Origin of the sequence: Methylomonas aurea (assembly GCF_024505045.1) — a bacterium.
GTDB classification, from domain to species: Bacteria; Pseudomonadota; Gammaproteobacteria; order Methylococcales; family Methylomonadaceae; genus Methylomonas; species Methylomonas aurea.
Map to the genome: position 1 here is coordinate 166,435 of NZ_JANIBM010000001.1, position 25,836 is coordinate 192,270.

General features: G+C 58.3%; 32 protein-coding genes. 23 read left to right on the forward strand and 9 right to left on the reverse strand.

What is annotated here, in order from left to right:
* Window positions 1-5 precede the first annotated feature (5 nt).
* The 3 genes from NP603_RS00730 (at window position 6) to cobD (ending at window position 2,587) form a co-directional block, all read left to right on the forward strand.
* The gene (locus NP603_RS00730) at window positions 6-581 is read left to right on the forward strand and encodes a hypothetical protein (RefSeq protein ID WP_256609002.1); all 576 of its coding nucleotides are present in this window, start codon (window positions 6-8) and stop codon (window positions 579-581) included.
* Between the two features lie 91 nt (window positions 582-672).
* Window positions 673-1,590, forward strand: coding sequence for an adenosylcobinamide-phosphate synthase CbiB (cbiB, locus tag NP603_RS00735; RefSeq protein ID WP_256609003.1), 918 nt, complete (start codon window positions 673-675; stop codon window positions 1,588-1,590).
* Window positions 1,583-2,587, forward strand: coding sequence for a threonine-phosphate decarboxylase CobD (cobD, locus tag NP603_RS00740; protein WP_256609004.1), 1,005 nt, complete (start codon window positions 1,583-1,585; stop codon window positions 2,585-2,587). Before cbiB ends, cobD begins: the two co-directional genes overlap by 8 nt.
* On the opposite strand, the gene NP603_RS00745 is transcribed toward cobD, so the two are convergent.
* Window positions 2,561-3,280 carry a hypothetical protein gene (locus tag NP603_RS00745; protein ID WP_256609005.1) on the reverse strand — a complete coding sequence of 240 codons (720 nt, stop codon included), beginning with the start codon at window positions 3,278-3,280 and terminating at the stop codon, window positions 2,561-2,563. The genes cobD and NP603_RS00745 overlap by 27 nt on opposite strands.
* 227 nt (window positions 3,281-3,507) lie before the next feature.
* Complete coding sequence (locus NP603_RS00750) at window positions 3,508-4,302, reverse strand: RMD1 family protein (protein ID WP_256609006.1); 795 nt, start codon at window positions 4,300-4,302, stop codon at window positions 3,508-3,510.
* Window positions 4,303-4,407: 105 nt separating this feature from the next.
* On the opposite strand from NP603_RS00750, the gene aroG reads away from it, so the two are divergent.
* The 19 genes from aroG to NP603_RS00845 all read left to right on the forward strand — a co-directional run bounded on the left by aroG (window position 4,408) and on the right by NP603_RS00845 (window position 18,967).
* Entirely contained in the window at window positions 4,408-5,487 is a 1,080-nt protein-coding gene (gene aroG / locus NP603_RS00755; protein WP_256609007.1) for a 3-deoxy-7-phosphoheptulonate synthase AroG, read from the forward strand.
* A 4-nt stretch (window positions 5,488-5,491) separates the two neighbouring features.
* The gene (gene thiS / locus NP603_RS00760; protein WP_256609008.1) at window positions 5,492-6,469 is read left to right on the forward strand and encodes a sulfur carrier protein ThiS; all 978 of its coding nucleotides are present in this window, start codon (window positions 5,492-5,494) and stop codon (window positions 6,467-6,469) included.
* Window positions 6,470-6,478: 9 nt separating this feature from the next.
* Window positions 6,479-6,703: a hypothetical protein gene (locus NP603_RS00765; RefSeq protein ID WP_256609009.1), complete on the forward strand. Its 225-nt coding sequence runs from the start codon at window positions 6,479-6,481 to the stop codon at window positions 6,701-6,703.
* Window positions 6,704-6,836: 133 nt separating this feature from the next.
* Window positions 6,837-7,025 (forward strand): type II toxin-antitoxin system HicA family toxin, encoded by a 189-nt coding sequence (locus NP603_RS00770; protein ID WP_140910752.1) that lies wholly within the window; start codon window positions 6,837-6,839, stop codon window positions 7,023-7,025.
* A gap of 4 nt (window positions 7,026-7,029) precedes the next feature.
* Window positions 7,030-7,242: a type II toxin-antitoxin system HicB family antitoxin gene (locus NP603_RS00775; RefSeq protein WP_256609010.1), complete on the forward strand. Its 213-nt coding sequence runs from the start codon at window positions 7,030-7,032 to the stop codon at window positions 7,240-7,242.
* A 14-nt stretch (window positions 7,243-7,256) separates the two neighbouring features.
* Window positions 7,257-7,457: a (2Fe-2S)-binding protein gene (locus tag NP603_RS00780; protein ID WP_256609011.1), complete on the forward strand. Its 201-nt coding sequence runs from the start codon at window positions 7,257-7,259 to the stop codon at window positions 7,455-7,457.
* A 5-nt stretch (window positions 7,458-7,462) separates the two neighbouring features.
* Window positions 7,463-7,783 carry a hypothetical protein gene (locus NP603_RS00785; RefSeq protein WP_256609012.1) on the forward strand — a complete coding sequence of 107 codons (321 nt, stop codon included), beginning with the start codon at window positions 7,463-7,465 and terminating at the stop codon, window positions 7,781-7,783.
* A 107-nt stretch (window positions 7,784-7,890) separates the two neighbouring features.
* Window positions 7,891-8,550 (forward strand): response regulator, encoded by a 660-nt coding sequence (locus NP603_RS00790; protein WP_256609013.1) that lies wholly within the window; start codon window positions 7,891-7,893, stop codon window positions 8,548-8,550.
* The gene (locus NP603_RS00795) at window positions 8,550-9,953 is read left to right on the forward strand and encodes an ATP-binding protein (RefSeq protein WP_256609014.1); all 1,404 of its coding nucleotides are present in this window, start codon (window positions 8,550-8,552) and stop codon (window positions 9,951-9,953) included. Before NP603_RS00790 ends, NP603_RS00795 begins: the two co-directional genes overlap by 1 nt.
* Window positions 9,954-10,061: 108 nt before the next feature.
* Window positions 10,062-11,282 (forward strand): sialidase family protein, encoded by a 1,221-nt coding sequence (locus tag NP603_RS00800; protein WP_256609015.1) that lies wholly within the window; start codon window positions 10,062-10,064, stop codon window positions 11,280-11,282.
* A gap of 23 nt (window positions 11,283-11,305) precedes the next feature.
* Window positions 11,306-11,683 carry a copper resistance CopC family protein gene (locus NP603_RS00805; RefSeq protein ID WP_256609016.1) on the forward strand — a complete coding sequence of 126 codons (378 nt, stop codon included), beginning with the start codon at window positions 11,306-11,308 and terminating at the stop codon, window positions 11,681-11,683.
* 12 nt (window positions 11,684-11,695) lie between these two features.
* Window positions 11,696-12,349, forward strand: coding sequence for a hypothetical protein (locus tag NP603_RS00810; protein ID WP_256609017.1), 654 nt, complete (start codon window positions 11,696-11,698; stop codon window positions 12,347-12,349).
* 5 nt (window positions 12,350-12,354) lie between these two features.
* Window positions 12,355-13,467, forward strand: a complete 1,113-nt coding sequence (locus NP603_RS00815; protein ID WP_256609018.1) for a HupE/UreJ family protein — start codon at window positions 12,355-12,357, stop codon at window positions 13,465-13,467.
* A 242-nt stretch (window positions 13,468-13,709) separates the two neighbouring features.
* Window positions 13,710-14,357, forward strand: a complete 648-nt coding sequence (locus NP603_RS00820) for an energy transducer TonB (RefSeq protein WP_256609019.1) — start codon at window positions 13,710-13,712, stop codon at window positions 14,355-14,357.
* Between the two features lie 206 nt (window positions 14,358-14,563).
* The gene (locus NP603_RS00825; RefSeq protein WP_256609020.1) at window positions 14,564-15,001 is read left to right on the forward strand and encodes a hypothetical protein; all 438 of its coding nucleotides are present in this window, start codon (window positions 14,564-14,566) and stop codon (window positions 14,999-15,001) included.
* Window positions 15,002-15,014: 13 nt separating this feature from the next.
* Window positions 15,015-15,680: a response regulator transcription factor gene (locus NP603_RS00830; RefSeq protein WP_256609021.1), complete on the forward strand. Its 666-nt coding sequence runs from the start codon at window positions 15,015-15,017 to the stop codon at window positions 15,678-15,680.
* Entirely contained in the window at window positions 15,677-17,005 is a 1,329-nt protein-coding gene (locus tag NP603_RS00835; protein ID WP_256609022.1) for a sensor histidine kinase, read from the forward strand. The genes NP603_RS00830 and NP603_RS00835 overlap by 4 nt, the downstream gene beginning before the upstream one ends.
* Window positions 17,006-17,203: 198 nt before the next feature.
* Window positions 17,204-17,500 carry a hypothetical protein gene (locus tag NP603_RS00840; RefSeq protein ID WP_256609023.1) on the forward strand — a complete coding sequence of 99 codons (297 nt, stop codon included), beginning with the start codon at window positions 17,204-17,206 and terminating at the stop codon, window positions 17,498-17,500.
* Between the two features lie 252 nt (window positions 17,501-17,752).
* Window positions 17,753-18,967, forward strand: coding sequence for an EAL domain-containing protein (locus NP603_RS00845; RefSeq protein ID WP_256609024.1), 1,215 nt, complete (start codon window positions 17,753-17,755; stop codon window positions 18,965-18,967).
* Window positions 18,968-19,001: 34 nt separating this feature from the next.
* Here the strand turns inward: NP603_RS00845 and NP603_RS00850 are convergent, their stop codons facing one another.
* The 4 genes from NP603_RS00850 to NP603_RS00865 all read right to left on the reverse strand — a co-directional run bounded on the left by NP603_RS00850 (window position 19,002) and on the right by NP603_RS00865 (window position 22,607).
* A complete protein-coding gene (locus NP603_RS00850) occupies window positions 19,002-19,583 on the reverse strand; it encodes a DUF4166 domain-containing protein (RefSeq protein ID WP_256609025.1) in 582 nt (193 codons plus the stop codon).
* Window positions 19,584-19,586: 3 nt separating this feature from the next.
* Entirely contained in the window at window positions 19,587-20,060 is a 474-nt protein-coding gene (locus NP603_RS00855; protein ID WP_256609026.1) for a DUF2269 family protein, read from the reverse strand.
* Complete coding sequence (locus NP603_RS00860; protein WP_256609027.1) at window positions 20,057-21,343, reverse strand: NAD(P)H-binding protein; 1,287 nt, start codon at window positions 21,341-21,343, stop codon at window positions 20,057-20,059. The genes NP603_RS00855 and NP603_RS00860 overlap by 4 nt, the downstream gene beginning before the upstream one ends.
* Window positions 21,344-21,593: 250 nt before the next feature.
* Entirely contained in the window at window positions 21,594-22,607 is a 1,014-nt protein-coding gene (locus NP603_RS00865; RefSeq protein WP_256609028.1) for a helix-turn-helix transcriptional regulator, read from the reverse strand.
* A gap of 132 nt (window positions 22,608-22,739) precedes the next feature.
* Here NP603_RS00865 and NP603_RS00870 point away from each other — a divergent pair, with 132 nt between their 5' ends.
* Window positions 22,740-23,327, forward strand: coding sequence for a Uma2 family endonuclease (locus tag NP603_RS00870; protein ID WP_256609029.1), 588 nt, complete (start codon window positions 22,740-22,742; stop codon window positions 23,325-23,327).
* 22 nt (window positions 23,328-23,349) lie between these two features.
* Here the strand turns inward: NP603_RS00870 and NP603_RS00875 are convergent, their stop codons facing one another.
* Genes NP603_RS00875 through rluD form a run of 3 tightly spaced genes read right to left on the reverse strand, consistent with a single transcriptional unit; the run spans window position 23,350 to window position 25,836 of the window.
* The gene (locus NP603_RS00875) at window positions 23,350-24,180 is read right to left on the reverse strand and encodes a ZIP family metal transporter (RefSeq protein ID WP_256609030.1); all 831 of its coding nucleotides are present in this window, start codon (window positions 24,178-24,180) and stop codon (window positions 23,350-23,352) included.
* Entirely contained in the window at window positions 24,177-24,905 is a 729-nt protein-coding gene (gene pgeF / locus NP603_RS00880) for a peptidoglycan editing factor PgeF (protein WP_256609031.1), read from the reverse strand. Before pgeF ends, NP603_RS00875 begins: the two co-directional genes overlap by 4 nt.
* Window positions 24,886-25,836, reverse strand: coding sequence for a 23S rRNA pseudouridine(1911/1915/1917) synthase RluD (gene rluD, locus NP603_RS00885; protein WP_256609032.1), 951 nt, complete (start codon window positions 25,834-25,836; stop codon window positions 24,886-24,888). The genes pgeF and rluD overlap by 20 nt, the downstream gene beginning before the upstream one ends.

Below are 25,836 nucleotides of genomic sequence, written 5' to 3' on the forward strand. Positions count from 1 at the left end.
ACATTATGAACTCGAATCGATTTTTGGCCGTGAAACCCGGCGCCGTGGCGTTGATGGCGTTGATGGCCGCGACCCGTTTTCACCACTTCGGTACTCCGTTTGCGCTGCCCGACGCATCGCTGGCGGTGTTCTTCTTTGCCGGCCTGTGGCTGGGCGGCCGTTATTTGTTTGCGCTGCTGCTGTTGGAAGCCGGTTTGATCGATTATCTGGCGATTACCAAATTGGGCGTCAGCGATTTTTGCGTTTCCAACGCCTACGGTTTTTTGGTCGGCTCTTACGCGGCGATGTGGTTGGGCGGCCGTTGGTGCCGTAAATTCACGGCGCTGACCGCGGTATCGGCGACGCAACAGTTCGCCGCGTTGTGGGCGGCCGCCACGCTGGCGTTTCTGATTTCCAACGGTAGCTTTTACTGGCTGTCCGGGCGTTATCCCGAGCCGTCGTTCGGCCAATATCTGGAGCGGGCGGCGATGTACTATCTGCCGCACTTGTCGTCGACCTTGATTTACGGCGTGGTAATCTTCGGCTTGGTTAGGGCCGGCAAAGCTTTACTCGCCGGTAAAGCCGCGCGGCAGGCGGTTTAATTTCGTTCGGGGCGGCTCGGTCCGCCCTGTCTCCCGTCCCGATAGTCCGCACGCCGAATAGGCGCTGTGGCTCCCGTCTTTGCATTATTGAATGGCGCTGTTCCCTATTGTGCTGCTGGCTGTCGCCCTGGATTACGTTCTGGGCGAACCGGACAATACTTACCATCCGCTAGCCGTATTCGGTCGTTGGGCTGCTTCGGTCGAGCGGACTCTGCTCAAGCCCGAGCAGAGTCCAACCCGGCAAAAGATGGCCGGCGTTTGCGCCTTGGCGCTGGCTTTATTGCCGTGCGCGGCGGCGTTGCCGATATTGCTGCTTGCGGATGAATGGCAAACATTGTTCGGTATAGCGCTGCTGTATTTCTGTATCGCACCGCGCAGCCTGCAACAGCATGCTGAAGCCGTGCGGGCAGCCTTGGCGGTGGACGATCTGGAGCTGGCTCGCTGCCGGGTGGGCTACATGGTCAGTCGCGACACTGCGGGGTTGGATCAAGCGGCGGTCAGGCGGGCGGCAATCGAGTCGGTATTGGAAAACGGCGCCGATGCGGTGTTCGCGCCGATTTTCTGGTTCGTTATCGCCGGTCCTTTTGGCGCCTTGCTCTACCGTTTCAGCAACACGCTGGATGCGATGTGGGGTTACCGTAACAGCCGTTACCAATATTTCGGCTGGGCCGCCGCCCGGTTGGACGATGTTCTGAATTGGGCGCCGGCCCGGTTAACGGCGCTCGGCTATGCGTTGCTGGGCCGCACCGGTACGGCGTTACAGGCCTGGCGCGAGCAGGGCGGGTTGTTGGAAAGCCCGAATGCCGGTCCGGTCATGGCGGCGGGGGGCGCTGCGCTGAATCTGCAATTGGGCGGCCCCGCGGTATACCACGGCGAAGTCAAACTCAAGCCTTGGTTCGGCGGCGAGCGGGTGCCGGAAAATGGTGACATTGCTCGAGCCAGCGGTCTGGTCTACCGAACGCTCAGTTTATGGTTGTTGTTGATCGCATTGGGAGGCGGGTTTGCTTGAGCATGGCGGCCGCTTGCGGCAGGCGGCGAGCCGTTACGGCATTCCGTTGGCGGAATGGCTGGACTTGTCGACCGGCGTCAATCCGAACGGCTGGCCGGTGCCGGCAGTGCCCGCCGAGTGTTGGCAACGTTTGCCGGAAGACGACGACGCATTAATGCCGGCGGCGCAGGCCTATTATGGAAATTCGTCGATAATGGCTGTGGCCGGTTCGCAGGCGGCGATTCAAACGCTACCGTTGTTACGCGGTAGGTCGCGGGTCGGCGTATTGGCTCCGGCCTACGCCGAACACGCCGCGAATTGGCAGCAAGCCGGGCACCAATTGATTGAATTAGCAATTCATGCCGAAGCGATCGAGCGGGCACTGGAGGATTTGGATGTGTTGATTATCATCAATCCGAACAACCCGACCGGCACGTTGTGGGAACCGGACCGCTTATTGAATTGGCATCGGCGCTTGAGCCGGCACGGCGGCTGGTTGCTTGTCGACGAAGCGTTCACGGATAGCATGCCGGAACACAGTTTGGCGGCGTTGCCGGTGCGTCCGGGCTTGATCGTGCTGCGTTCTATCGGCAAGTTTTTCGGCTTGGCCGGGATCCGCTGCGGATTTGTAATCGCCGAAGCCGTGCTGCTCGCGCGGCTGGCCGAAGCTTTGGGGCCTTGGCCGATCAGCTATCCCAGCCGTTACGTGGCGGCGGCGGCGTTGGCGGATCGTGAATGGCAGCAGAAGAATGCGGTCGAGCTGAAGCAGCAGGGCCAACGCTTGCAGCAGTTGCTGGATTCTACCGGTTTCACGCCGGCCGGAGGCTGCGATTTATTTCAGTGGGTGGCCAATGAAAAGGCAGCTTTGCTGCACGATGCACTGGCCAGACAAGGGATTCTGACCCGCTTGTTTGATTCCCCAGCCAGCTTGCGCTTTGGATTGCCGAAAGACGAAGCCAGCTGGTTGCAGTTGTTGCGTACGATGCAGGAATTAGGCTGCAAGAAGCGGGTCGTTTAGCGGTTTGCGGGTTTTGGAAATAGCCCATGCCAGCGCCGAACCGAACAGCCAGATTGTTCCCGGTAGCGGTACTTGCGATACCTGCGTAATGTCGGAGTTAGAAATAGTTCCCACGCCGCTGATATCTTGGCTGTCGCCTAGTTTGCGGTTGAATTCGAAGACCAAGTACTGCGGGTTCGGCAAGTTGTAAAGATCTTGGAAATTCGGGTTGGTCAGGATGTTGTTGTCGAACAGGCTGGCATCGAAGAAGGCGGTAATCGCCAACTCTAGTCCCGAAACCAATCCGTTGGCGTCATAGATATTGCTAGCCGGTTCGATACGCAGCATCAGAGTGTCGTAAGTACCGGGTGTGACCAATCCGGTCATGCCCAGAGAGGCAAGTTGGTCGGCGGTGATTTCCCGGCCGTTATCCGCCAATAAAACGATTTCGTCCCTGCCGGAAAACAACGGCAAGCCGTTTACCAATAACGAAGACGTGACGTTTTGCGAATATAACAGGCGTAATTCGCCGGTATCGATCGTGGGGCCGGCAAAAAAGTCGGCTTGATCCGGGGTTTGCGGATCGAACGTGTGTCTGCCGGAAAAGCTGGTTCCGGCCAAGTCCGCAAAATTGCCGTGGTAATCGAATTGCAGCACGGCGCTGGCGCTGGTAGAGAACAGCAGTAATGTCAAAAGGCTGTATAGTGTCTTCATGATTTTTCCTTAAATTTCGAAATATTTCGGTTTTGTTGCTACTGGATCAACATTCCTTAATAAAGTTAGAAGCGTGCTACTTGACTCCTGGCGAGATAATTGGTAATGCGATTATCCTCTCGCTCAGCAGTGTGCGTCAACCCTTAAGGTTTGCGGTAAAGCGAGCGCTGTAGAACTAGCGGGCTGCCGAGTCCGCTAGTTTGTCGGTAGCGGTTATCCCGGCTAAATCAAAACAGCTTATCCAAAACCGACATCACGATTTCCACGGCAATCAGCCAAATGATGATCCATTCCAAGGTCGACGAATGCTGGTGTTTCTGCTCGTCGGCCAGCATCTCCAGCAGCTCGTGGATTGTCTCCAGCTTTTTTGACAATACGTCGGTGCGGGGTTGGATTTCCAGATAATTCGCCGCCATCGAATAAATGCCTTGGTATTCCGGGTGTTCCCAGAAAAATTCCGGCGTATCGAGCAAGTCGTAGTTGAGGATGATGTCGCTCTTGGTCAAAAACAATTTGCCGCGAATTTTGGCCATGGCCTTGCGGTTCAGTTTGATCGTGCCTTCGCGGGCCAACGACTGCGGCAAATGGGCCGTAGCCCGGATCGTATCGATGGCGTGGCCTTCGAAGGCGGCCAATTTGATCGACTGCGCCATCGCATGCGACAAAGCCAGCAGCACTTTGACATCCGCGGATTGCAATTCGATATGGTCGTGTTGAAACCGGTCCTGCTCGCAACCGACTTCATAGCTGAAGTTGTCTTCCTGCGGTTCGTCGTCCGGCTTGACGGCGTAATCCAGTAACAATTCGTGCAAACTGCGGCGGTCGTCCAGATTCAGATTCCAGCACACCATCACACCGTAAGCGAACACGATCGCATAGCCGGTTTTGTAATCGATGATCAATGCATTGCGGAACAATTGGGCGCGGGTGGTTTCCAGCAGTTTTTCCCGTAGCGCCGAAAAACGGAACGATTGCGCCAAACAAACCGTCAAGCAGCGTTTAATGGCTCTTTCTTCTGTCATGGTTGTGGTCCCGGGTCGGATCGAGCTTAGTTTGCAACATCGTGGCGGCAAAATGGTTAAAATAACCGTTTAAATTCACCTACCGAAAGCTCATTGCTAAGCGTCATGTCTACCAACTATAACACCGATGATTTGAGAATTTGCGAAACCAAGGACGTGGTAGCGCCGATTCAGGTTCATGAAGAAATTCCGATGACGGAATTGGCGGCAACCAATATCCTGAAAACGCGGGCGGCAATTCATAACATTCTGACCGGTGAAGACGACAGGCTACTGGTCATCATCGGTCCCTGCTCGATACACGATCCCAAGGCCGCGGTGGAGTATGCGCAGCGTTTGAAGCAGGAAATGGATGCGCTGCAAAACGATTTGGTGATCGTGATGCGGGTCTATTTCGAAAAGCCGCGCACCACGGTCGGTTGGAAAGGCTTGATCAACGATCCCGATTTGAACTCCAGTTTCAACATTAATAAAGGATTGCGACTGGCGCGCCAGGTCTTGCTCGACGTCAATAATCTAGGGGTGCCGGCGGCGACCGAATATCTGGATTTAATCACGCCGCAATACGTTTCCGACCTGATTTCCTGGGGTGCGATCGGTGCCCGCACCACCGAGAGCCAGGTACACCGGGAGCTGGCTTCCGGCTTGTCCTGCCCGGTCGGCTTCAAAAACGCGACCGACGGCGGGATCAAGATTGCGATCGATGCGATTAACGCGGCGATGAGCCCGCACCATTTTCTGTCCTTGACCAAGGAAGGCCGCTCGGCAATTTTTTCCACCCGCGGCAACGAAGACGCCCACATCATCCTGCGCGGCGGCAACAATCGGCCGAATTACGACGAAGTCAGTGTCGAGCAAGTCGCCGAAGGTTTGGTCGCGGCCGGTTTGCGGCCGAATATCATGATCGACTTCAGCCACGCCAACAGCTCGAAAAAATACGAGCGGCAAATCTTGGTCGGCCAGGATGTGGCCGATCAAATCCGCGGCGGCGACAAACGCATCATCGGCGCGATGGTGGAAAGCCACCTGGTCGGCGGCCGCCAGGATGTCGAAGAGGGCAAACCGCTGGTCTACGGCCAAAGCATCACCGACGCCTGCCTGTGCTGGGAGGACAGCGCCGAATTGTTACACCATCTGGCCGGTGCCGTGCAACGCCGCCGCACCGCCCATACTCATAAGGCTTAAATTCATGAAAATACTGGTAAACGGCGATAGCCGGGAAATCGGCGAAAACGCCACCGTTGCCGATCTGATTGCCGAGCTGGGCTTGGCCGGCAAACGCATCGCGGTCGAATTGAACAAGGAAATCCTGCCTTACACCCAGCATGCGACGCAGCGCCTGCAAAACGACGACAGGCTGGAGATCGTCCAAGCCATCGGCGGCGGCCAGGACGATTTTTTCACGCTGGCCGGCAAACAATACCGCTCGCGCTTGCTGGTCGGCACCGGCAAATACAAAGACCTGGAAGAGACCCGGCTGGCGACCGAAGCCAGCGGCGCCGAGATCGTTACCGTAGCGATTCGCCGCACCAACATCGGCCAGAATCCCGGCGAGCCCAACTTGCTGGACGTGATTTCGCCGGACAAATACACCATCCTGCCCAATACCGCCGGCTGCTACACTGCCGACGACGCGGTCCGCACCTGCCGTTTGGCGCGGGAACTGCTGGGCGGTCATAAGCTGGTCAAACTGGAAGTGTTGGCCGACCAATTGACTTTGTTTCCCGACGTCGCCGAAACCTACGTCGCCGCCGAATTGCTGGTCAAGGACGGTTTCGACGTGATGGTGTATACCAACGACGACCCGATCGCCGCCAAACGTCTGGAAGAAATCGGCTGCGTGGCGGTGATGCCTCTGGCCGCGCCGATCGGCTCCGGCTTGGGCATCCGCAACCCATACAACATTTTGACCATCGTCGAAAACGCCAAGGTGCCGATTCTGGTCGACGCCGGCGTCGGCACCGCCTCAGATGCGGCGATTGCGATGGAACTGGGCTGCGACGGCGTGTTGATGAATACCGCGATTGCCGCTGCGAAGAATCCGGTGCTGATGGCCTCGGCGATGAAAAAAGGCATCGAAGCCGGCCGCGAAGCCTTCCTAGCCGGCCGCATGCCGCGCAAACGCTTTGCCTCGGCGTCGTCGCCGATTGATGGGTTGTTTTTGTAGCGCCGACTGGTGTTCGAAGCCGCATCGATCATTCTGGATCTATTGATCTCGCTGGTCGAGTTCGTCGGGTTATGCCTGAAATTCATTTTAAGGAAAGCGGGCTGTTCCGAACAGAGTGCGTCGAAGCTGGTGAATGCTTTGGGGTGGTTTCTGCTGGCAGTTTTCCTGTTGAGCTTGGCCGCTTTACTGATTAAGAAATTCGTGACGGCCAAGGCCGCCTTGGTTCGGGCGTGATCCCTTGAAAGAGATAGGATATGCCTCAAAAATTCGGGCCGAACTTGTCGGTTTGGGCTGTGTCAACCCGACCTACCGTTGAGCCGAGGAAGCACGGTAGGATGTAAGCCGACAATCGTTGCTAAGGTGTCCGATGAAAGTCAGCGAAATTTTGAACCGATTGCAAGTCGACGGTTGGGTTCTGATAGCTACCCGTGGCAGCCATCGCCAGTTTAAGCATCCCAGTAAAATCGGCCGCGTTACCGTCGCGGGAAAACCAAGCGATGACTTGGCGCCTGGAACGTTAAACAGTATTCTGAAGCAAGCAGGATTAAAGGAGTAAAACGATGCGTTATGCCGTTGTCGTTGAAAAAGTCGAGCAGAACTACTCGGCCTATGTCCCCGATTTACCGGGCTGTGTCGCTACCGGGCAGAGTGTGGAAGAAGTTGAACGCGAAATTCGCTTAGCGATCGCATTCCATATCCAGGGCCTCAGGGAAGACGGTTTATCGATTCCGTTGCCGACCAGTATTGTCGAGTATCTCGAAGTTGCAGCCTGATCAAGTCCCGCTCCATGTCCGATAAACAAGCCGACGTAATAGACGACGTAATCTGCTACTGCAGCGGCACCACCGCTCAACAAATCAAGCAACTGCTCGACGACGGCATTACCGATCCGGAACGCATCTCCCGCATCACCGGCGCCGCGTCGGGGTGCGGCGGCTGCGAGTTCGAGTTTCAGCAATTGATCGCCGCGTATAGCCAAGGGGGCTGATTCGGATGGCCTGCTGCGACGATCCCACCGAACCGAAGAAACTTGATCGTCGGGAACTGATTCGCTTGCAGGAGCAATACGGCGAATTGGTGCGCGACCTGCTTACCGAAGACCCGGAACGGGTGATTCTGAAATTATTGAACGGCACCAGTCCTTATCTGACCGAATTGGCTGCGTTGAATGCGCATCATGCCTCGGCTAGGCTCAAGGCGATCGAGTTGCTTGACCATAACAGTGCCGCCGTGCTGCGCCAGATCGTCGATAAACAAGCCGGCAGCGAATTTGCCGCTGCCGCCCAAGCCCGCTTGGCTCAGTTACAACTCTAAACCACCATTCTTTCCTCCCCGCGCCGCTCTGACGGGGCCCGGCACGATAGCCGGTAAATTCCTTGCTACAATGCCGCGCAATTGAATCCGGTACAGGTGGACGACTCATGCGATTGTTATTGGTAGAAGACGATGCCATTTTAGGCGACGGCCTTAAGGCCGGCCTGACCTTGGAAGGCTACGCGGTCGACTGGCTGACCGACGGCGCCCAGGCCGACGAGGCATTGAAGCTGAACCATTACGACCTGATCGTGTTGGATCTAAATCTGCCGCGAATGGACGGCATGACGGTTCTGAAAAACCTGCGCCGGCGCAAGGACAGCACGCCGGTATTGGTGTTGACCGCCCGCGACGGCATTGCCGAACGGGTGGCGCTGTTGGATAGCGGTGCCGACGATTTCGTCGCCAAACCCTTCGACTTGGCCGAGATTTGCGCCCGCTTGCGCGCGCTGGCCCGCCGCCACGAAGGCCATAGCCTGCCGTTGCTGGAGCACAAGGGCGTCACCGTCGATCCGGCCGCGCACCAGGTGTTCTACCACGGCCAGCCGGTCGATCTGGCGCAAAAAGAGTTCGAAGTGCTCAGTTATCTGATCAGCCACGTCGGCCAGGTGATTTCCCGCGCCCGACTGGAAGAAGCGATTTACGCCTGGGGTTCGGAGGTGGAAAGCAACGCGGTCGAGGTACATATCCACCATTTGCGGAAAAAACTCGATACCAATTTGATCCGTACCATCCGCGGCGTCGGTTACATCATCGACGACAACTGATGGCCAAACGCCTGCGGTTGGCGCCGCGTTCGTTGAAAAAGCAGCTCTTGCTGTCGCTGCTGTCCTCTCTGCTGCTGGTCTGGGGCGCCACCGCGTATATCAATTACCGGCAAACCCGCGACGAAATCGCTGAACTGTTCAATGCCGAACTGGCGCAATCGGCGCGGGTGGTGCATGCCTTCGTCGAAAATATGCTGCGCCAGCGGGCGTTGACCAAACTGTGGGAGCGCGAGAAAACCCCGGAACTGTTCGACACGCCGATTCTCGGCCATAAGTACGAACGCAAGATCGCCTTCCAGTTACGTTCGGTTAAGGACGGCGTGATCCTGCGCTCGGAGAGCGCGCCGGAATTTGCCTTGTCGCTGACCCGTAACGGCTACAGCGAAACGCTGATCAACGAACAGCTCTGGCACGTCTTCAGCTTGAGCAGCGAAAACGGCGAGTACGTAATCCACGTCGGCCAGCGCGAGGATATCCGCCGGCAATTGGTGGAGAGCATCGCCGGCCAGCAAATCGTCGGGGTCTTGATTGCTCTGCCGATCTTGGGCTTGGTGATCTGGTGGATCGTCAGCCGCACGCTGTCGCCGGTCAACCGCTTGCAGCAAGAGCTGGCCAGCCGCGAGGCCGGTTACCTACAGCCTTTGTCGGAACAGGGCTTGCCGGACGAGATGCGGCCGGTGGTGCAGCAAATCAACAGCCTGTTCGCGATGCTGGAACAAGCCTTCGCCAACGAACGCAATTTTACTTCCGACGCCTCGCACGAACTGCGTACGCCGCTGGCCGGCTTGCAAACCCAATTGCAGGTGGCGCAAAAAGCCGCCGATCCCGCCATGCGCAGCCAGGCCATCGCCAAGGCGCAGCAGGCGGTGGTCAGAATGACGCATCTGGTACAGCAACTGTTGACCTTATCCCGCGTGCAACACCAGGCCGGCATCGCGATGCAGCCAGTCGATATCTATCAGGTTTTGGCCGATACCCTGGCCGATCTGGACCATCTGGCTCACGCCAAGCATATCGAGCTTGAACTGCACGGCCAGGCCGGCCTGGCGGTGGAGGCCAATCCGCAATTGCTGCAAATTCTGCTGCGCAATCTATTGGATAACGCCATCAAATACACTCCCGCAGGCGGTGCGGTGCGGGCCGGTTGCGGCCGCGAGGAGGGATGGGTTTTGATTACGGTAGACGACGATGGGCCGGGGGTGGCCGACGGCGAATACGAACGCCTGAGCCAGCGCTTTTACCGTTGTGTGGAAACGGCGCATACCGCCGAGGGCAGCGGCTTGGGCTTGTCGATCGCGCAGCGCATCGTCGCGTTGCACGGCGCCGAGATCGGCTTTGCCAAATCGGCGATGGGCGGTTTACAAGCCCGGCTGCGCTTGCTTGCTAAGGCCAGTCCCGGTTAGCGTGATCTGGACCGCTTGGCTATGGTTGGAAAAGCAGCGCTTTGCCGATTCTGCTTTCGGTCGCGATATGGTGTAATCGGCGCTTTTCGATCAACCCATTACCAGGCCATGCCGAATTCCAGGACCGCTCATTGTTGGATTGCGTTATTTACCGTTTCGGTATTGTCCGGTTGCGGCGATATCCCCGGCCTTGGCCAACCGGCCGCCAAGCCGCTGGCTGCGACGCTAACGGCGCCGGTCGATCTGTCGGCGTTGCATTTGCAAAATGTCGCCAGTTTCGATGTATATCCAGACCGGAACCGGCTGCATGCCGTTTTCCTGGCCACTGCCACCGATACTAAAACGCCTTACGCCGCCTACCTGCATTCCGACGACGGCGGCTGGCACTGGTCGGCGCCGCAAGCTATCGCGCCAAGCGCCGACCGGCCGATCGAATCGAAAGCCGGCAACGATATCCAGATCGCGGCCAGCGGCGAAAATCTGCTGGCGGTTTGGCAAGCCACCGGCGAATTGCCCGGCATGGGGCCGTTGGCCGCCGCCTATTCCACCGACGGCGGGCAAACCTGGGTGGCCGGCGCCAAGCCGACCGGCAGCGATGCCGACCAGTCCCACCCCGATTTGCTGGCGGACACCGACAGCCGCTTTCATGCCGTCTGGCTGGACGACAGAGACGAGAACGGTTACCAAGGCTTGCGTTATGCCCGCAGCAGCGACGCCGGCCAACATTGGGAGCTGGCGCAAACCATAGACGACACCAGTTGTTCCTGTTGCTGGAACCGCCTGGCGACCGGTGCGGACGGCGGGATCAATGTCTTGTATCGGGATATGGTGCCGCGCGACATGGCACTGGCACAGTCGGCGGACTTTGGTGCAACGTGGCGCCGGGCCGGCAGCGTCGGCGCCTTCGGCTGGCAGTTCGACGGTTGCCCGCACAACGGCGGCGGTTTGGCGCTGGCCGGCGACCGATCGTTGCACAGCGTGGTCTGGACCGGCGCGGAAAACCGGGTTGGGTTGTATCATATGCAATCCAACGATAACGGCGCCAGTTGGACGCCGCCGCAACGTCTGGGCGAAGGCCCGGCGTTCCATGCCGATATCGCCGCCGGCTCCGGCCGATTGGTGGCAGTGTGGGATGCATTGGGGCCGGAGGGTTCGCGGGTCTATTTCAGCGAATCGGCCGATAGCGGCCGCAGCTGGTTACCGGCTCGGCAAATATCGCCCGCCGCGGCATCCTTTCCGCGCATCGTGGCGACGCCGAAGGGGTTTTTGGCGATGTGGCTCGAGCAATCGCCGGCCGGCAAGGTATGGTCGGCAGCCGTTTTACAATGAGTTTACGAATTTAAGAGGTGGTCATGCCCAAGTTAGACATAACAACAATAATAAGACCCGGCTTGCTGGCGCTCGCGCTATTGAGTCCGTTACCGGTTTTTGCCCATGCGATTCTGGTGAAGTCGCAACCGGCCAAGGACGAGACGCTGACCGAATCGCCGAAGCAAATCGATTTGTGGTTTAACGACGCGGTGCGCAGCGAGTACAAGGCGCTGGCCGTGATCGACAGCACCGGCAAACGGGTCGACAACCACGACGTCGAGCAAAGCCTGACTAATGGCGCCAATATCCACGCTACCGTGCCGACGCTGGCGCCGGGCGTCTATACCGTGCGTTACCGGGTGGTTTCCGAAGATACCCATATCGTTACCGGCAAGTTCGAATTCACCATCAAACCTTAATGGGCTTCAGTCATGACAATTCAAAGATTTTCCGCGTTTTGGGCGCTAGCCCTGCTGGGCGCCCTGTTACTGAGCGGTTGCGACAAACTCGATTTCGGCGCCAAACAATCCAACGCCCTGGGCAATCGGCCCGACCTCGATTGCATTATCGCCAACGACTTTTACGCGGTGCATTTCAGCGCCTATCTGCAGCCAGACAAGAACGACAAAACCGTCGACGCCAAAACCGCCTTCGTGCCGTTTTGCCAGCAAATCCCGCGCGCCGGCAAGATGTTTTTCACCGCCGATTTGATCGATCGCGACATCCGCAGTACGCCAATCGGGATCCGCTTGGTGGAAGTCGAAAAAACCGGCCAAAAAGCGCCGGATGACATCCGCGAAATTCGCACCGTAACCGAAATTCCGGCCAAACTCTATCCGAAAGGCGCCGTCGAAGCCCAAGCCGATGTCGATAAAATCGGCGATTACGTCTTGTATCTGCTGATCGGTGATGCGATTGAGGAAGACGATAAATTCCGCGTCGCCTTGCAAGTCGGCGTCGCACCGGGCGGGTCGCAATTCCCGTGGCTGGTAATCGGCGGCGTCGCTGCAGCGATTGCGGTGGTGGCAGGCTTTCTGGTCTATTTGATCCGCCGCAAACGCAAAGCCGCCGCAGAGCAGGAATAAAGCCGATGGCCAGAATCTGGGACATGCCGGCGTCGGCCGGCTGCAGGTATGTTTTGGCGGTGGTTTTGCTTTCGGTTTCGAACTGGGCCGCGGCGCACGCGCCGGGTTTGAGTTCGATAGAGCTGACGATGCAGGCCGACCGCGTCGTCGCCAAAATGACCTTTGCTTTGCAGGACATCGAAGCCTTTTCGCCGATGGATACCGACCTGGATGCCGAGGTCAGCGCCGCCGAACGCGAAGCGGCCAAACCGGCCGTTGCCCAACTCCTGGCCGAGCAGACCCGGGTCAACATCGACGGTGCCGACGTTCTGCCGGTCGTGCCGGGTAGCGTGAATTACGACGACCAGAACAATGCCCATGTCGAATTCAGTTTCCAGCCGGCGCCGAAACGACAATTGCTGATGCAGTCCAAGTTTCTGGCCTGGTTGCAGGACGGCCACCAGCAGCACTTGACCGTGCGCGATGCCGGCGGTAAACAGATCGCCGAGAAAATGCTGCGTCGCGACGACGACCAATTGCAGCTCGATCTCACGGCAGCCACTGGCGCCGAGGCCGGCCATGCCGGTTCGACCTTTCTGGATTTTCTGAAGCTGGGCGTCGAGCATATCCTGACCGGTTACGACCACTTGCTGTTTCTGTTCGCGCTGCTGGCGGTCACCCACAGCTTCTGGCCGGCGATCAAAATCGTCACCTTTTTCACGATTGCCCATTCCATCACGCTGGCCTGCGCCGGCTTGAATCTGGTGGATTTGCCGAGCAGTTTCGTCGAACCGTTCATTGCCGCGACGATTGTCTACGTCGCTATCGAAAACCTGATCCGCGGCGACCACCCCAAAGGCCGGCAATGGCTGACCTTCGGTTTCGGCTTGATCCACGGCTTCGGCTTTGCCAGCGTGTTGCGCGAGCTGGATATCAGTTCCGGCGATAGCGGTATCCTGATGCCGTTGCTGTCGTTCAATCTCGGTATCGAGACCGGCCAAATCGCAGTCGCATCCGTCGTCTTGCCGCTGATTTGGTGGCTGAACCACAAGCCCTATGCCGACAAGTTTTTGAAAGGCTGTTCGGCGCTGGTTTGTCTGGTCGGAGCATACTGGTTCGTCGAGCGTACTCTGCTCTAAAGGGCCACGGTTCGGCAGCGATGCGGCAATTGGCCGCAGGCCGCGCGTCTGGTTAATTGATTGCATTTATCGGACAATTTTTGCAATTCTCTTAAATTTCGCCTCGCAGTTGCGTGCTATTTCCCAAAGCTGGCCAACATGGATTTGTAAGTGCTCGACATCGGCCGGAGCGGTTCGCCATCGGTCCGGTGGGTGCGTCAGGCATTGCACATCGAAAGGAACGCTGGTCCAACCTTTCGGTTTTGACTACGATTTCGGCGGCCGTTGCCGCGCTGCATTTGTTCGGGGTCCGCTGTTTGTTTTGCCCCGATATCACGCAGGCCGCCGCACAACCTTTGCCCATCCAAGTTTCCACCATCACAATCCGGACCACGCAGACCGTGCCGGCCCGGCCCACGCCGCCGGAAGCGGCAAAACCGGCGCAGAAAAAACCGCAACCCAAGCCCAAACTGAAGCGCGTTATCCCCCAGGCGCCGGCATCCGATTTCTCGGTATTGGACCAGGTTCTCGATCAAGCCCCGAAACCAGAAATTCGGACCAACCGGCCCGAGATTGCCCAGGATGTGGTGGCTGGCGGCGAAAAACCGGCGTTTACCGAGGCCTACCTGAGTGCGGAGTACCAGCACAACCCGAAGCCGGACTATCCGAGCATTGCCCGTAGCCGGGGCTGGCAGGGTAAGGTCTTGCTGCGGGTGCAAGTGGACGCCGAAGGCCGCGCCGAAACCGTGGCGCTCGAGCAAAGCTGCGGCCACGACATGCTCGACGAGTCGGCGCTGGAGGCCGTCAAACAATGGCGCTTCGTGCCGGCCAAGCGCGACGATGTCGCCGTCGCCAGCTCGGTATTGGTGCCGATCATATTTTCGTTACAAGACGAGCAGCCGATTTCCTAGGCACCGTTTCATTCCACGCCAAATCCCCCTTGTTGCCAGTCGGACCGTTTTCGCGGCCGCGGCGCAAGCGCGTGTGACAAAAAAAATATAATTCATATTTATGTTAAGATCGCCACTCTGCCGGATGGGCGGGAGACAGCGCGGATCGCCGATTCGCGCCCGTTATTTGATTTCGGATTGGCTGGCGATGGCCGGTTGGGGGCGTTGTGAATATAGTGAAATTGGGATTCGGACTGGTGTTATTGGCGTTGCTAACGGCCGGCTGCGGTGCGCCGGACCAAATCAACGCCAGGAATTTGCAATCCGCCCATAAATCGATGAACCGCATCAAACAGCACTTGCCGTCGGACAGCCAGTTACCGTTCGAAGTGGCCTACTGGTTGGTGCGGGAGCAGATCAAGAACGAAGCCGACTTTCTGAAAACGATAGACGGCAAGACCCCGTCGCAGTTGATCGAACTGGGGCAGGCCGCGTTCGGCGCGCGCAAATCCGCCGGCGACCCGAAATATGCGAGTTATCAAAATTGGGAGCAACTGCTTACCGAATCCGGCAAACAGCGCGCCGAGCTTGGCGATACCGAACAGGCCGATCCGCGCGACAAGAAGGGCTATCCGCGAGTCGACTACAAAATGCACGCGATGTAATCGGTCCGCTGATATGCGCGTGTTATTGATCGAGGACGACCCCGCCTTCTCCGTGCCACTGGCCGCCGATTTGCGCGGCGCCGGCTACATCGTCGATACCGCCGCCGACGGCGAGCAAGGCGAGTTCCTCGGCGCCGTCGAACAATACGATGCTGCGATCCTGGACCTTGGTTTGCCCAAACTCGCCGGCCTGGACGTGCTGAAATGCTGGCGCGACGCCGGTAACGCCATGCCGGTGATTGTGTTGACGGCCCGCGATGCTTGGCACGAAAAAGTCGACGGCTTTAAAACCGGCGCCGACGATTACGTTTGCAAGCCGTTCCATACTCAAGAATTGCTGGCTCGCTTGCAGGCGGTTTTGAAGCGGGTACACCATTTGAACCAGACTAAATTAAACGTATTCGGAGTGGAACTCGACGAAGACGAACAAACGGCGACAGTCGCCGGCGGCGAGGCCCAGCCGCTGACCGCAATCGAATTCAGACTGTTGCGCTACTTCATGCTCAATGCCGGTAAGGTATTGAGCAAGGCGCAACTGGGCGAACACGTCTACAGCGAGTCGGCCGAGCCCGACAGCAACGTGCTGGAAGTCTACGTCAAGCGTTTGCGCAAGATCGTCGGCAACGATTTGATCCATACCCGGCGCGGCCAGGGCTATCTGTTCGGCGTTAAACCATGATGTCGTTGCGCCAGCGCCTGGGCCGCGGTCTGATGGCGGTGCTGTGCGCGATTTTCATCCTGCATTGGCTGGCCGCCGACTGGATCATCCGCAGCGCCGCCGAAAAACAGATGGCCAACCGCCTGGCCGACGACGGTTACTCGTTGCTGGAGACCCTGGCCTATCGCGACGACGACCAAGTCACCTTCGACAGCTTCCATATCAGTTCGGTGTACAACCGTCGCCTGTCCGGCCATTACTACCTGGTTAAGGTCGACGCCCAGGCTTATCCTTCGCCGTCCTTGCTGGATTTTCCGCTGGCCGTCACAGCCGTCGGGCCCGAGCAATCGATGCTGTACCATGCGGCCGGCCCCAACCACACCCCGTTGCTGGTGCTGAGCCTGGGCGCGGTGAAATTCGGGCACAGAATCAGCATCAGCATTGCCGAAGACCTGTCGGCGGTGGATCACGACATCACGGCTATCCGGGTGGCTTACTTTGGCCTGACCTTGCTGATTTTGCTCAGCGCGATCGGCTTGTTGCGCTGGGACATCCGCCGCGCGCTGCGACCCTTGTACGCGGTGGGCGGCGAACTGGAGCAGGTCGCCAACGGCGGCCGGCAAAAAATCGACGCGGAGGTGCCGGACGAAGTCAAACCGCTGGTCATGGAAATCAACCACCTGCTGGCGGTCGTGGTACGGCGTCTGCAACAGTCGCGCACGGCGATGGGCAATCTGGCGCACGCGCTGAAATCGCCGATGGCGTTGCTGCTGCGGATAACTGAAGATCCGCTGTTCGATAGCCGCCCGGACTTGAGGCTGCAAGTCAGCGCTCAGGCCGAAACCATCCAGCGCTATATCGAGCGCGAACTGAAACGGGCTCGGATTGCAGGCGACCAACAGGCCGCGCCGGCCTGCAACCCGCATCGGGAAATAATCGCCCTGAAAAAAACCCTGCGGGCGATTTACGCCGACAAGCCGCTGGACATTCAAGTGACCGCGCCCAATCAAGCGCTGCATTTCGACCGGGAAGACTTGATGGAAATCCTTGGCAACCTGTTGGATAACGCCTGCAAATGGGCAAGACAGAGGATCGACGTGGAGCTGGAGCTGGCCGAGCAGTTGCTGATCCGCGTCGCCGACGACGGCCCCGGTTGTGCAGTCCAAGGCCTGGAGCATTTGACCCGACGCGGCCGGCGTCTGGACGAATCGGTGCAGGGCCACGGCTTGGGACTCGGCATCGTGGCGGACATCGTTACCACTTACCATGGCAGGATGGAATTCGGTCGCAGTAAAGCGTTGGGCGGTTTCTTGGCGACGGTGAGTTTGCCGTTGCATTGCCATTGACCCGGCCCTTAAATACCGTTCTCCGCCCACAAGGTACTGAGCCATTCGAAGTGCTTCCCACATCGGGCTTCGACAGGCTTGTATGGTAAGACTCGAGAGAAGCGGGGAGACTTTGGGTGGCAGGATGGAGGGACGTCGACAGGTATCGGCCAAGACAGACCTCGCTGAGAATTCATCCCATCGCGTCTTCCGGAGACAATGAAAAATCTAACGGTTAAACCGCCGATTGCGCACAAGCTAACTCGGCAGACGCGCCGCCCCGACGCTCTCAACCCCAACGCTCTCATTCTCAATAGTCAGGGGTTTATCACAAGCGAATTGTTGATTGGCATTGATGTTTCGAAGGACGAGTTAGCAATCGATTCGGAACAGGGATTATTTACACTTGCCAATACACTGGCGGCCATTGATGCCTGGCTGAAGCATGTCGATCAACAATTGGATGACCTATTGGAATTGCAGCTCCCCCCTGAAAACTCAATCCCGACGTCTTGAAAGTATTCCGGGTATAGGCCGGCAGACCTCAATACAGCTTGCGGTCCTGTTTGACCGAATCCCGCTATAGCTGCGGTGGCAGCCGACCGCCAATGCCGATGCTACGGGCAACAGCGGCAAATGCGTACCGATACGCACGCTGATGGTTAAAATTGCGGGCAATCCAGCTAAATCAAGGCGTTACTTTTGCTAGCGACACTATTTCAGGCTTATTATCACTTACAAACCACCTGGGATTTTAGATAGCGCTACATGACCGATTCCGCAATCACCGAACAAGACATATTGGCCGGGCTGGATGCCGGCGAATTCGTTTACTACTACCAACCTAAAGTCTCGCTGATAACCGGCAAAGTGATCGGCGCCGAAGCGCTGATCCGCTGGCAGCGGCAGGACGGCCAAACCATTCTGCCCAACGCTTTCATCCCGCTCGCCGAGCAGACCGGCCTGATCAAACAGATCACTTACCGGATGTTCGGCAAACTGGCGCGGGATTTACTGATATTCAGCGACATCGACAGCCGCTTGGTGACTTCGGTCAACGCTTCCGCCCAGGATTTCGCCGACAGCCGGTTTTGCACCATGGTGCTGGAAACCTTGGAGCAATTGTGTATTCCGACCAAGAACCTGCAAATCGAAATCACCGAAACCACGGTATTGAACGCAGACCCATCGGTCAGAAAAAACATACAAACCCTGTGCGATGCCGGCGTCGGCCTGGCGATGGACGATTACGGCACCGGTTATTCGACGCTGGAAACCTTGAGCCAGTGGCCGTTCACCACGATCAAACTGGACCGCAGTATCGTCAGCCGGATGCTGGACAATCCCAAGAACCAGACCATCGCCGAATCGTCGATCCGCATGGCGCACGAACTCGATATCGGCATCGTCGCCGAAGGTGTCGAATCCGATCTGCAATACCAAATGTTGCTGGAATCCGGCTGCACCAAAGTGCAAGGCTACTGGTTGAGCCGGCCGCTGCCGTTGAGCGATTTCCTTTACTTCGTGCAGCAGGACATCCGCTGGTCCGGCCTGCCGATCGGGCTGATTCACATGGCCATCGTCGACCACATCCAGTGGCGGAAGAAACTGGTCAGCGACGTGGTTCGCATCGCCACCAACCCAGGCCAGACCGGCGAGCGCAACCATTACCAGCTGCCGTTGGACTACAGGAGTTGCCGACTGGGCAAATGGTATTACGGCGCCGGCCGCCAATTCGTCGGATGTGCCGATTTCGATGCGATAGAACTGCCGCACCAAAAATTCCACAGCCTGGGCAGCGAACTAATAAACACGGTCAACGCCGGCGGCAATATCGCCGACCTGACGCCGATTCTGACCGAGTTTTCCGACTTGTCGGCAGTCATTCTGGATTGCCTGCAGCGCCTGGAGCATAAAGGCTTGATGGACATGCACCTGGCTCACCGCAGTTGGGAAGGGCACCACCTGTTTCCGACGGCGTAGGCGCCCTTCAACTCCTTGGCAAACCGGCCGCCGCTCATCGGTAGGCAAACTCGCCCCGATAGCGGTAACTGACGCCCCACCATGGATGGCGGATTTCGAAATCCAGATAAAACCGGTCAGTAGCCAGCGCGTGCTCCCTGATCGTCGCCGAACCTAACAACAACCAATCCGGGATCGGCACGACCCAGTTACCGCATTGCCAGAAGTGGCCCAGGCTGCGGTAAAACAAATCGCCGTTCTCGACCGTAACCCGCAAGCGCAGGCCGAAACCGAAGCCGATGTGTTCGGCCAATTCGTTTTCGGCGACATAAACCATCCGCGAATTGAAGCAATCGCTGCGGCCGTCCGGATAATCCAGTCTGCGCCGCCACGCCAACCCGGCGGCATCGGCGGTTTTGTCAACTTCGGCATGCGCCGCCGGCGCCCGCCACAACAATAAGCCGCCGAACAAATGGATCAGCCAGATCAACGGATATAAATAAGCCGGATAGTCGATCTGCATCGTGCCGACCAAACGGCTTTGCTCGCCGTCGCCGATCCGATAATGGCGTTGAATCGCTTTCGGCAATTGTTGCCAATCGTTAGCCAATACTTGTTGCATCAGTGGTTTAGACATGGTTCAGCTCCACAGCGAATTGTGAAATACCATCAGTGTGGTGATGCCGATCATGCCGAAAAACGCCGGCACCCCCAGCCATAACCAGATTTTGCCGTAATAGTGGTAAATCGACGGCAACGGTCGGCCTTGGGCCAGCGAATCGGCGGCGATATCGCGCATCCGGATTTGCAACACCACGACCGGCAGCCAGCACAAGCCGGTGAGCAAATACAGCAACACTGTCCACCACAACCAGCCGTCGCCGAACGAGGCCGATAACTGCTCGGCCAGCAACACGCCGGTCAGCGGCTGAATGATTACAGTCGGGGTGGTAAACCACCAATCGGCCAGCACCACGTGCTTGCTGGTAGCGGCAATCGCCGCATGATCTCCGGTTTTGTCGGCCATTACTTTGTAGAACACCGTGCCGGAACCCAGACCGAACAACACGATTGCGCTCAAGATATGAATCAATTTCAAGGTCAAATAAGTCATGGCCGCTCTCCTTCCACTATCCGGTAAACCAGCAAACACAACAAAAAAGGCAGATTTTTCAATAACGGCCCGAACGGGTGAAACACGAACTCCGGTAGCCGGCAGGCCACCACCAGGCTATATCCCAGCACGATATAAAACTGGCACAGCAGCAGTGCGGGTAAGCGTATCCGCGCCAGGGTCGCCAGACCCATTGCGATGTCCAGCGCCGCCAACCCGTAAAGCGTCAGCGGCGCGGCGATGCCGTTGATGCCGGTCGCCGCCAGCAAGGCGTAGCTGGCCTGGTGCGGATAGAAAAACAGCGAGGTGATGCCGCTCCACAGCCAGACCAAGGCGATGCTCCAGCCCAGCAATGGCCGCAGGAAATACAGATGGGCGTGCCAGCGCTCCGCCTGAGACGCATCGTCGGCGAACATCCGCTTTGCACTCCGCGGCGGCCGGCCCAATAGCTCGATCAGCGGCGCCGGATCGGCAGCGCTACCGCGTCGCAACATCGCCAGATTGTCCCGGCTCAGTATCGGTTCGGCCAATGCGCGGCCACAGCCGGCGACAATCGCCGCGTAGCGTTGTGGCAGGCGCCATGCGCTGGCTCGGGATTTCCCCAGACGCAGTCTGAGGCCTTGCAGCCAATCGGCATAACTGATGGGCTCCGGGCCGACCAACGCGATCGTTCGCCGCCCGGCGCAGCCCGGTTGCAGGCAGCGGCATACCGCGGCGGCGACATCGTCGACGTGTATCGGTTGCAACATCTGCTTACCGCCTTCCGGTAATAGATGCACCGGTAGGGCCGCCAAGGCCTGGAATAAGGCATGGCTGCGGCCGCCAGGTCCGTAAACCAGCGACGGTTGCAACACGAACCAATCCAAGGACAGTTCGCGCAATGCATCGTCAGCGGCTTTCTTGCTCACGTGGTACGCCGAGGCGGCCTGATCGTCGGCACCTAACGCCGAGAGTTGCACGATCTTGCGAACGCCGGCCATGGCGCCGGCCCGAAACAGTGCAATGGGACTTTGGCTATGCAATTGCTGAAAACTTTGCCGCGGACCGGGGGCGATGATGCCGACACAATTGACGATCGCATCGATACCTTGCAAATGCGGTAACCAGTTTTCGATTTGGTCAGCCTCGGCAAAATCCAGCGCCAGCGGCGTCAGCAGCGGACTTTCAAGCCGCAAACACTGCGGCCGCCGGCTGCACGCCGTGACGCGGTGCCCCTGCTCCAATAACGCCAGCGCAATCGCACGGCCGATAAAGCCGGTCGCGCCGGTTAACAGGATGTTCATAACCGCCTCCCGCGCATCGGTTCCGAAATTGGCGGACAGGTCCGCCGCACGCGAGGTAAACACAAATTCGTCAGTGGAAAATTCATGGCTTTGCTCCAAAAGTTAAAGGCGGGCTCAGCTTAAGCCGAGCCAAAGGCCGTAACTTCCGGAGTGATAGGACTGGAATAAAAAATTCCGCGTTAAAATTAAACCTATCAATTACAACAGGTTATCATTTTACAAAATGATAAAAACGGAGTTCTTGCTGGATTCAGGAAGGCGGTGGCGAGTGGATTTTCCGGTACTGCCCCGGCGCCATGCCGACAATTTCCCGAAATGCGGCATAAAAATTGGACTGGGAGCTAAACCCCACCGTCAGCCCTATCGACAATACCGACGCCTCCGGTTCGGTGACGAGCAGCTGTTTGGCGTCTTCGATGCGTTGTTCGCGGATATAGCGGGAAAAGCCCTGGCGAAATTCGGTATTGATCAGTTCCGACAATTGGTGCTGGCTCAACGTCAATTGCTCGGCCAGCAAGGCCAGATTCAAGGTATCCAGCCGGTAAAGTTTGTCCTGCCGCATCAAGCGCTCCAGCTCGGCGAGCTTCTTCGGTTTATCCACGTTTTTCAAGGTCGATTCGGCGTACGCGGCCTGCACGGCCTCCGCCACGTCGGCGGTAATCGCCGGGAAACGCAACAAGGTCAGCGTCACGGCAAAAAACGCCAGGCCGACCAATATGCTGTAGGCCTGGATGAAATCGGCCGTCGCTAACAGCGGCCAGATGAATCCCAACACCAATACGGCAAGCGCGATCGCGAACAAGGTTGCGAGCGCGACCAGTTCCAGCCGGAACCGCCGGCGTTCCGCACGCAAGCGGTACACGGCATGTGCCAGCCAGATCAAATACGCGCTGCCGAGCAAAAATGCGCCGGGCACTGCGAGCGGTTGCGGCAATAAGGGGCAGAGCGGCAACGGCGAGGCGTGCAACAGGTCTCGCCAACGGTATTGCACGTCGGCCTGCAGCAGATGCCGGCTGAAGAAATAAAAACTGGGAGCGACCAGATAAAGCGCCACCCAATAAGCTGCCGCATGCAGAACATCGAAAGCCTGAGTCAGCCAGGCCAGGTGCGCAGTTTGGATCGTGACCAAACCGGCAATCAACACGAATCCGGCACATCGCGCAGGCCAAAATAGAGACTCACGGCTTTGCAACAAATTGCCGGCAACCAGCAACAGGGCTGCGCCGAACGAGAATCCGATACTTAACAGGGCTGCAATCTGCATCAAAACCGCCGAAATCGCAAAATCCAGAGTTTAGCGGCTATCGGCCGATCCGCCATTTTGCAGATCGGTCCGGACTACCGCCGGCCGGTGTTAGCCGCTACAATCGCTCGATCCAATCCAGCGGAAACGGCTATGGCTTTAGCGGAAAAATTACACCTGAGCGTTGCGGACTACCTGCAAGGCGAGTTGTTGAGCGACATCAAGCACGAATATATCAACGGCGAAGTTTATGCGATGTCAGGCGCCAAACGAGCGCACAACCTGATCAGCATGAATTTGGCCGGTGCGCTGTTTGCCCATTTGCGCGGTTCGCCATGCCGGGTTTTCAATTCCGACATGAAAGTCCGGGTCCAAACCGCCAGCGACGACTGTTTCTTCTACCCGGACCTGCACGTGACCTGTGCGGCGGCAGATACGGCCGAACATTACAACAGCCGGCCGAAACTGATCGTCGAAGTCTTGTCCGACGCGACCGAACGCTACGACCGCGCCGAAAAATTCCACCATTACCGCAAGCTGGAAAGCTTGGAAGAATACGCCTTGGTCGCCCAAGATACGCAACGCGTCGAATGTTACCGCCGTAGCGAACAATGGGATTTGCAGCTTTATCAGGCTGGCGAGCAGGCCCGATTCGAATCGGTCGAGTTCGAATTGCCGGTTGCCGAGATTTACGAGGGCGTCGAATTTAGCGAACCGGTGCCGTCGGCCGCCTCGATTTAAACCTGGACCGATCCTAGAGGCGCTAAGCGACGCTCTCGAACCGGTGGGCAATCCCCTGCATCACCAGAATCAACACCACACCGGCCAGGATAAAACCGATCTGCTGCAGCGAGGTTTTGATGTCGGTCTTTTGATGTAAAGACGGAATCAGATCGGCCACGGCGATATAGATAAAGCTCGACGCGGCCAGCGTCAGAAAATAAGGCAGGACGTCGTGCAAATCGCCGAGGCTGAAATAGGCCAGCACGCCGCCGATGACCGTGGTCAGACTGGCCAGGATGTTATAAAACAATGCCTCGCCACGGCGGTAGCCGCTGTGCAGCAGAATGGCGAAATCGCCGACTTCCTGCGGAATTTCGTGGGCGGCCACGGCCAAGCTGGTGACGATGCCGAGCTGAACGTCGGTCAGAAACGCTGCGCCGATCAACACGCCGTCGACGAAATTATGAATGCCGTCGCCGAGGATGATGAACATACCGGCCGGCCGGTGGCCGGCTTGAGCGCCGTGGCTGTGGCCATGGTGGTGGTCGTGTGAATCTTCGCCGTGCGCCTCGCAGGCGTTGGAATGGCAGTGGCGCCAGACCAGTAGTTTTTCCAAGACGAAGAAACCGAGAATGCCGGCCAGGATGGTCGCCGACAGCGTCGATAGTTGTTGCGGCTGTACTTCCTCGAAAGCATGCGGGATCAAGCCGCAAAATGCCCCGGTCAACAACGCGCCGATGGCGAAGCTGATGCCGTGCGGCAACACGTTTTTTTGCTGAGCTTCCGGCAACAGCAAAAACACGGCTGCCGCCAGTACGCTCAAAACCCCGCCCAATGCGGTGAACAAAACGATAAACAGCAATACGCTCAAGAAACTCTCCAGATCAAACTGGCCATGCGGCCGGTGGCGGCACCGTCGCGGCGGTAGGAGTAAAATCGGGCCGGATCGGCCACGGTGCAATAATCGCCGCCGAACACCCGCTCCACGCCCAGCCCGGCCAGTTGCCGGCGCGCCAGTTGATAAATATCGGCCAGCCATTTGCCGGGGCCATGGGCGGTGAACGCTGACGCGTGGCAGGCATCATCGGCCAAAAAGGCATCGCGCACGTCGGCGCCGACTTCGAAATGCTGCGGGCCGATCGCCGGACCCAGCCAGACCGAGACCTCGCGGCAAGCCATGCCGTGCAGGGTCCGGCCGATCACGCCGGCCTGCAAGCCGCGCCAACCGGCATGCGCCGCGGCGATTTTCTCGCCGCCGTCGCCGCAAAACAGTACCGGCAGGCAATCGGCGGTCAACACCGCGCAGACCACTCCGCTTCGGTCGGTATAGCTGGCGTCGGCGGTCGCTAGGCCCTGCACTTGGTCGGCCTTGACCGCATCGATGCCGTGCACCTGTTGCAACCAGACCGGTTCGGCCGGCAAATTCAGCAACTCGCGGATGATCTGCCGGTTACGCTGCACGTGCTGCGGATCGTCGTTGACGTGGCCGGCCGGATTCAGGCTGGCGTAGCTGCCAACGCTGACGCCGCCGCTACGCAAAGTGACTGCCGCCCGCACATTGGCCGGCAGCGGCCAATCAGGCTTGATCCAGTTCATTTTCGCCCAGTAACTTGATCAGATTGGCCATGTCCTCCGGCAGCTCTTGCTCCCATTCGCAATAGTCGCCGGTTTCCGGGTGCTCCAGCCCCAGCTTAGCGGCATGCAGGGCCTGGCGCTTGAAATTGCGCAAGGCCTCGGCCAGGGCCGGGCCACAATCGGCCGGCATTTGAAAGCGGCCGCCATAGACCGGATCGCCAACCAACGGATAATTGATATGCGCCATATGCACCCGGATTTGGTGGGTACGGCCGGTTTCCAGTTTGCAGCGGATCAAGGTGTGGCGTTTGAAGCGCTGCTCCAGCCGATAATGGGTGATCGCTTCCTTACCGTCGCGCCGCACCGCATTGCGTTTGCGGTCCACCGGATGGCGGCCGATCGGTGCATTGACCGTGCCGCCGGCGGTCATCCAGCCTTTGACCAAGGCCAGGTATTCGCGATGAATGGTGCGCTCCTGCAGCTGTTCGACCAGGCTGTTGTGCGCTTGCAAGGTCTTGGCCACCATCAGCAGGCCGCTGGTGTCCTTGTCGATCCGATGCACGATGCCGGCGCGGGGCAGGGTTTCCAGTTGCGGCGCATGGTTCAGCAAGGCGTTGACCAGCGTGCCGTCCCAATTGCCGACCGCCGGATGCACCACCAGGCCGGCCGGCTTGTTGACGATCAGCAGCGAGGCGTCTTCGTATTTGATGTCTAACGGAATTTCCTGGGCGGCATATTCGATGACCCGCTCGGCTTCCGCGTCGAGTTCGATCTCTTCGCCGCCGTCCAGTTTCTCGCGGCCCTTCATGACCTCGCCGTCCACCAGCACCCGGCCGGCCCTGATCCAGGTCTGCAATTTACTGCGCGAATAATCGGGGAACACCTCGGCCAAACACTGGTCCAGCCGCATACCCGCCAGTTCCTCGGGAACCCTTGCCGTCAATATCGTCAT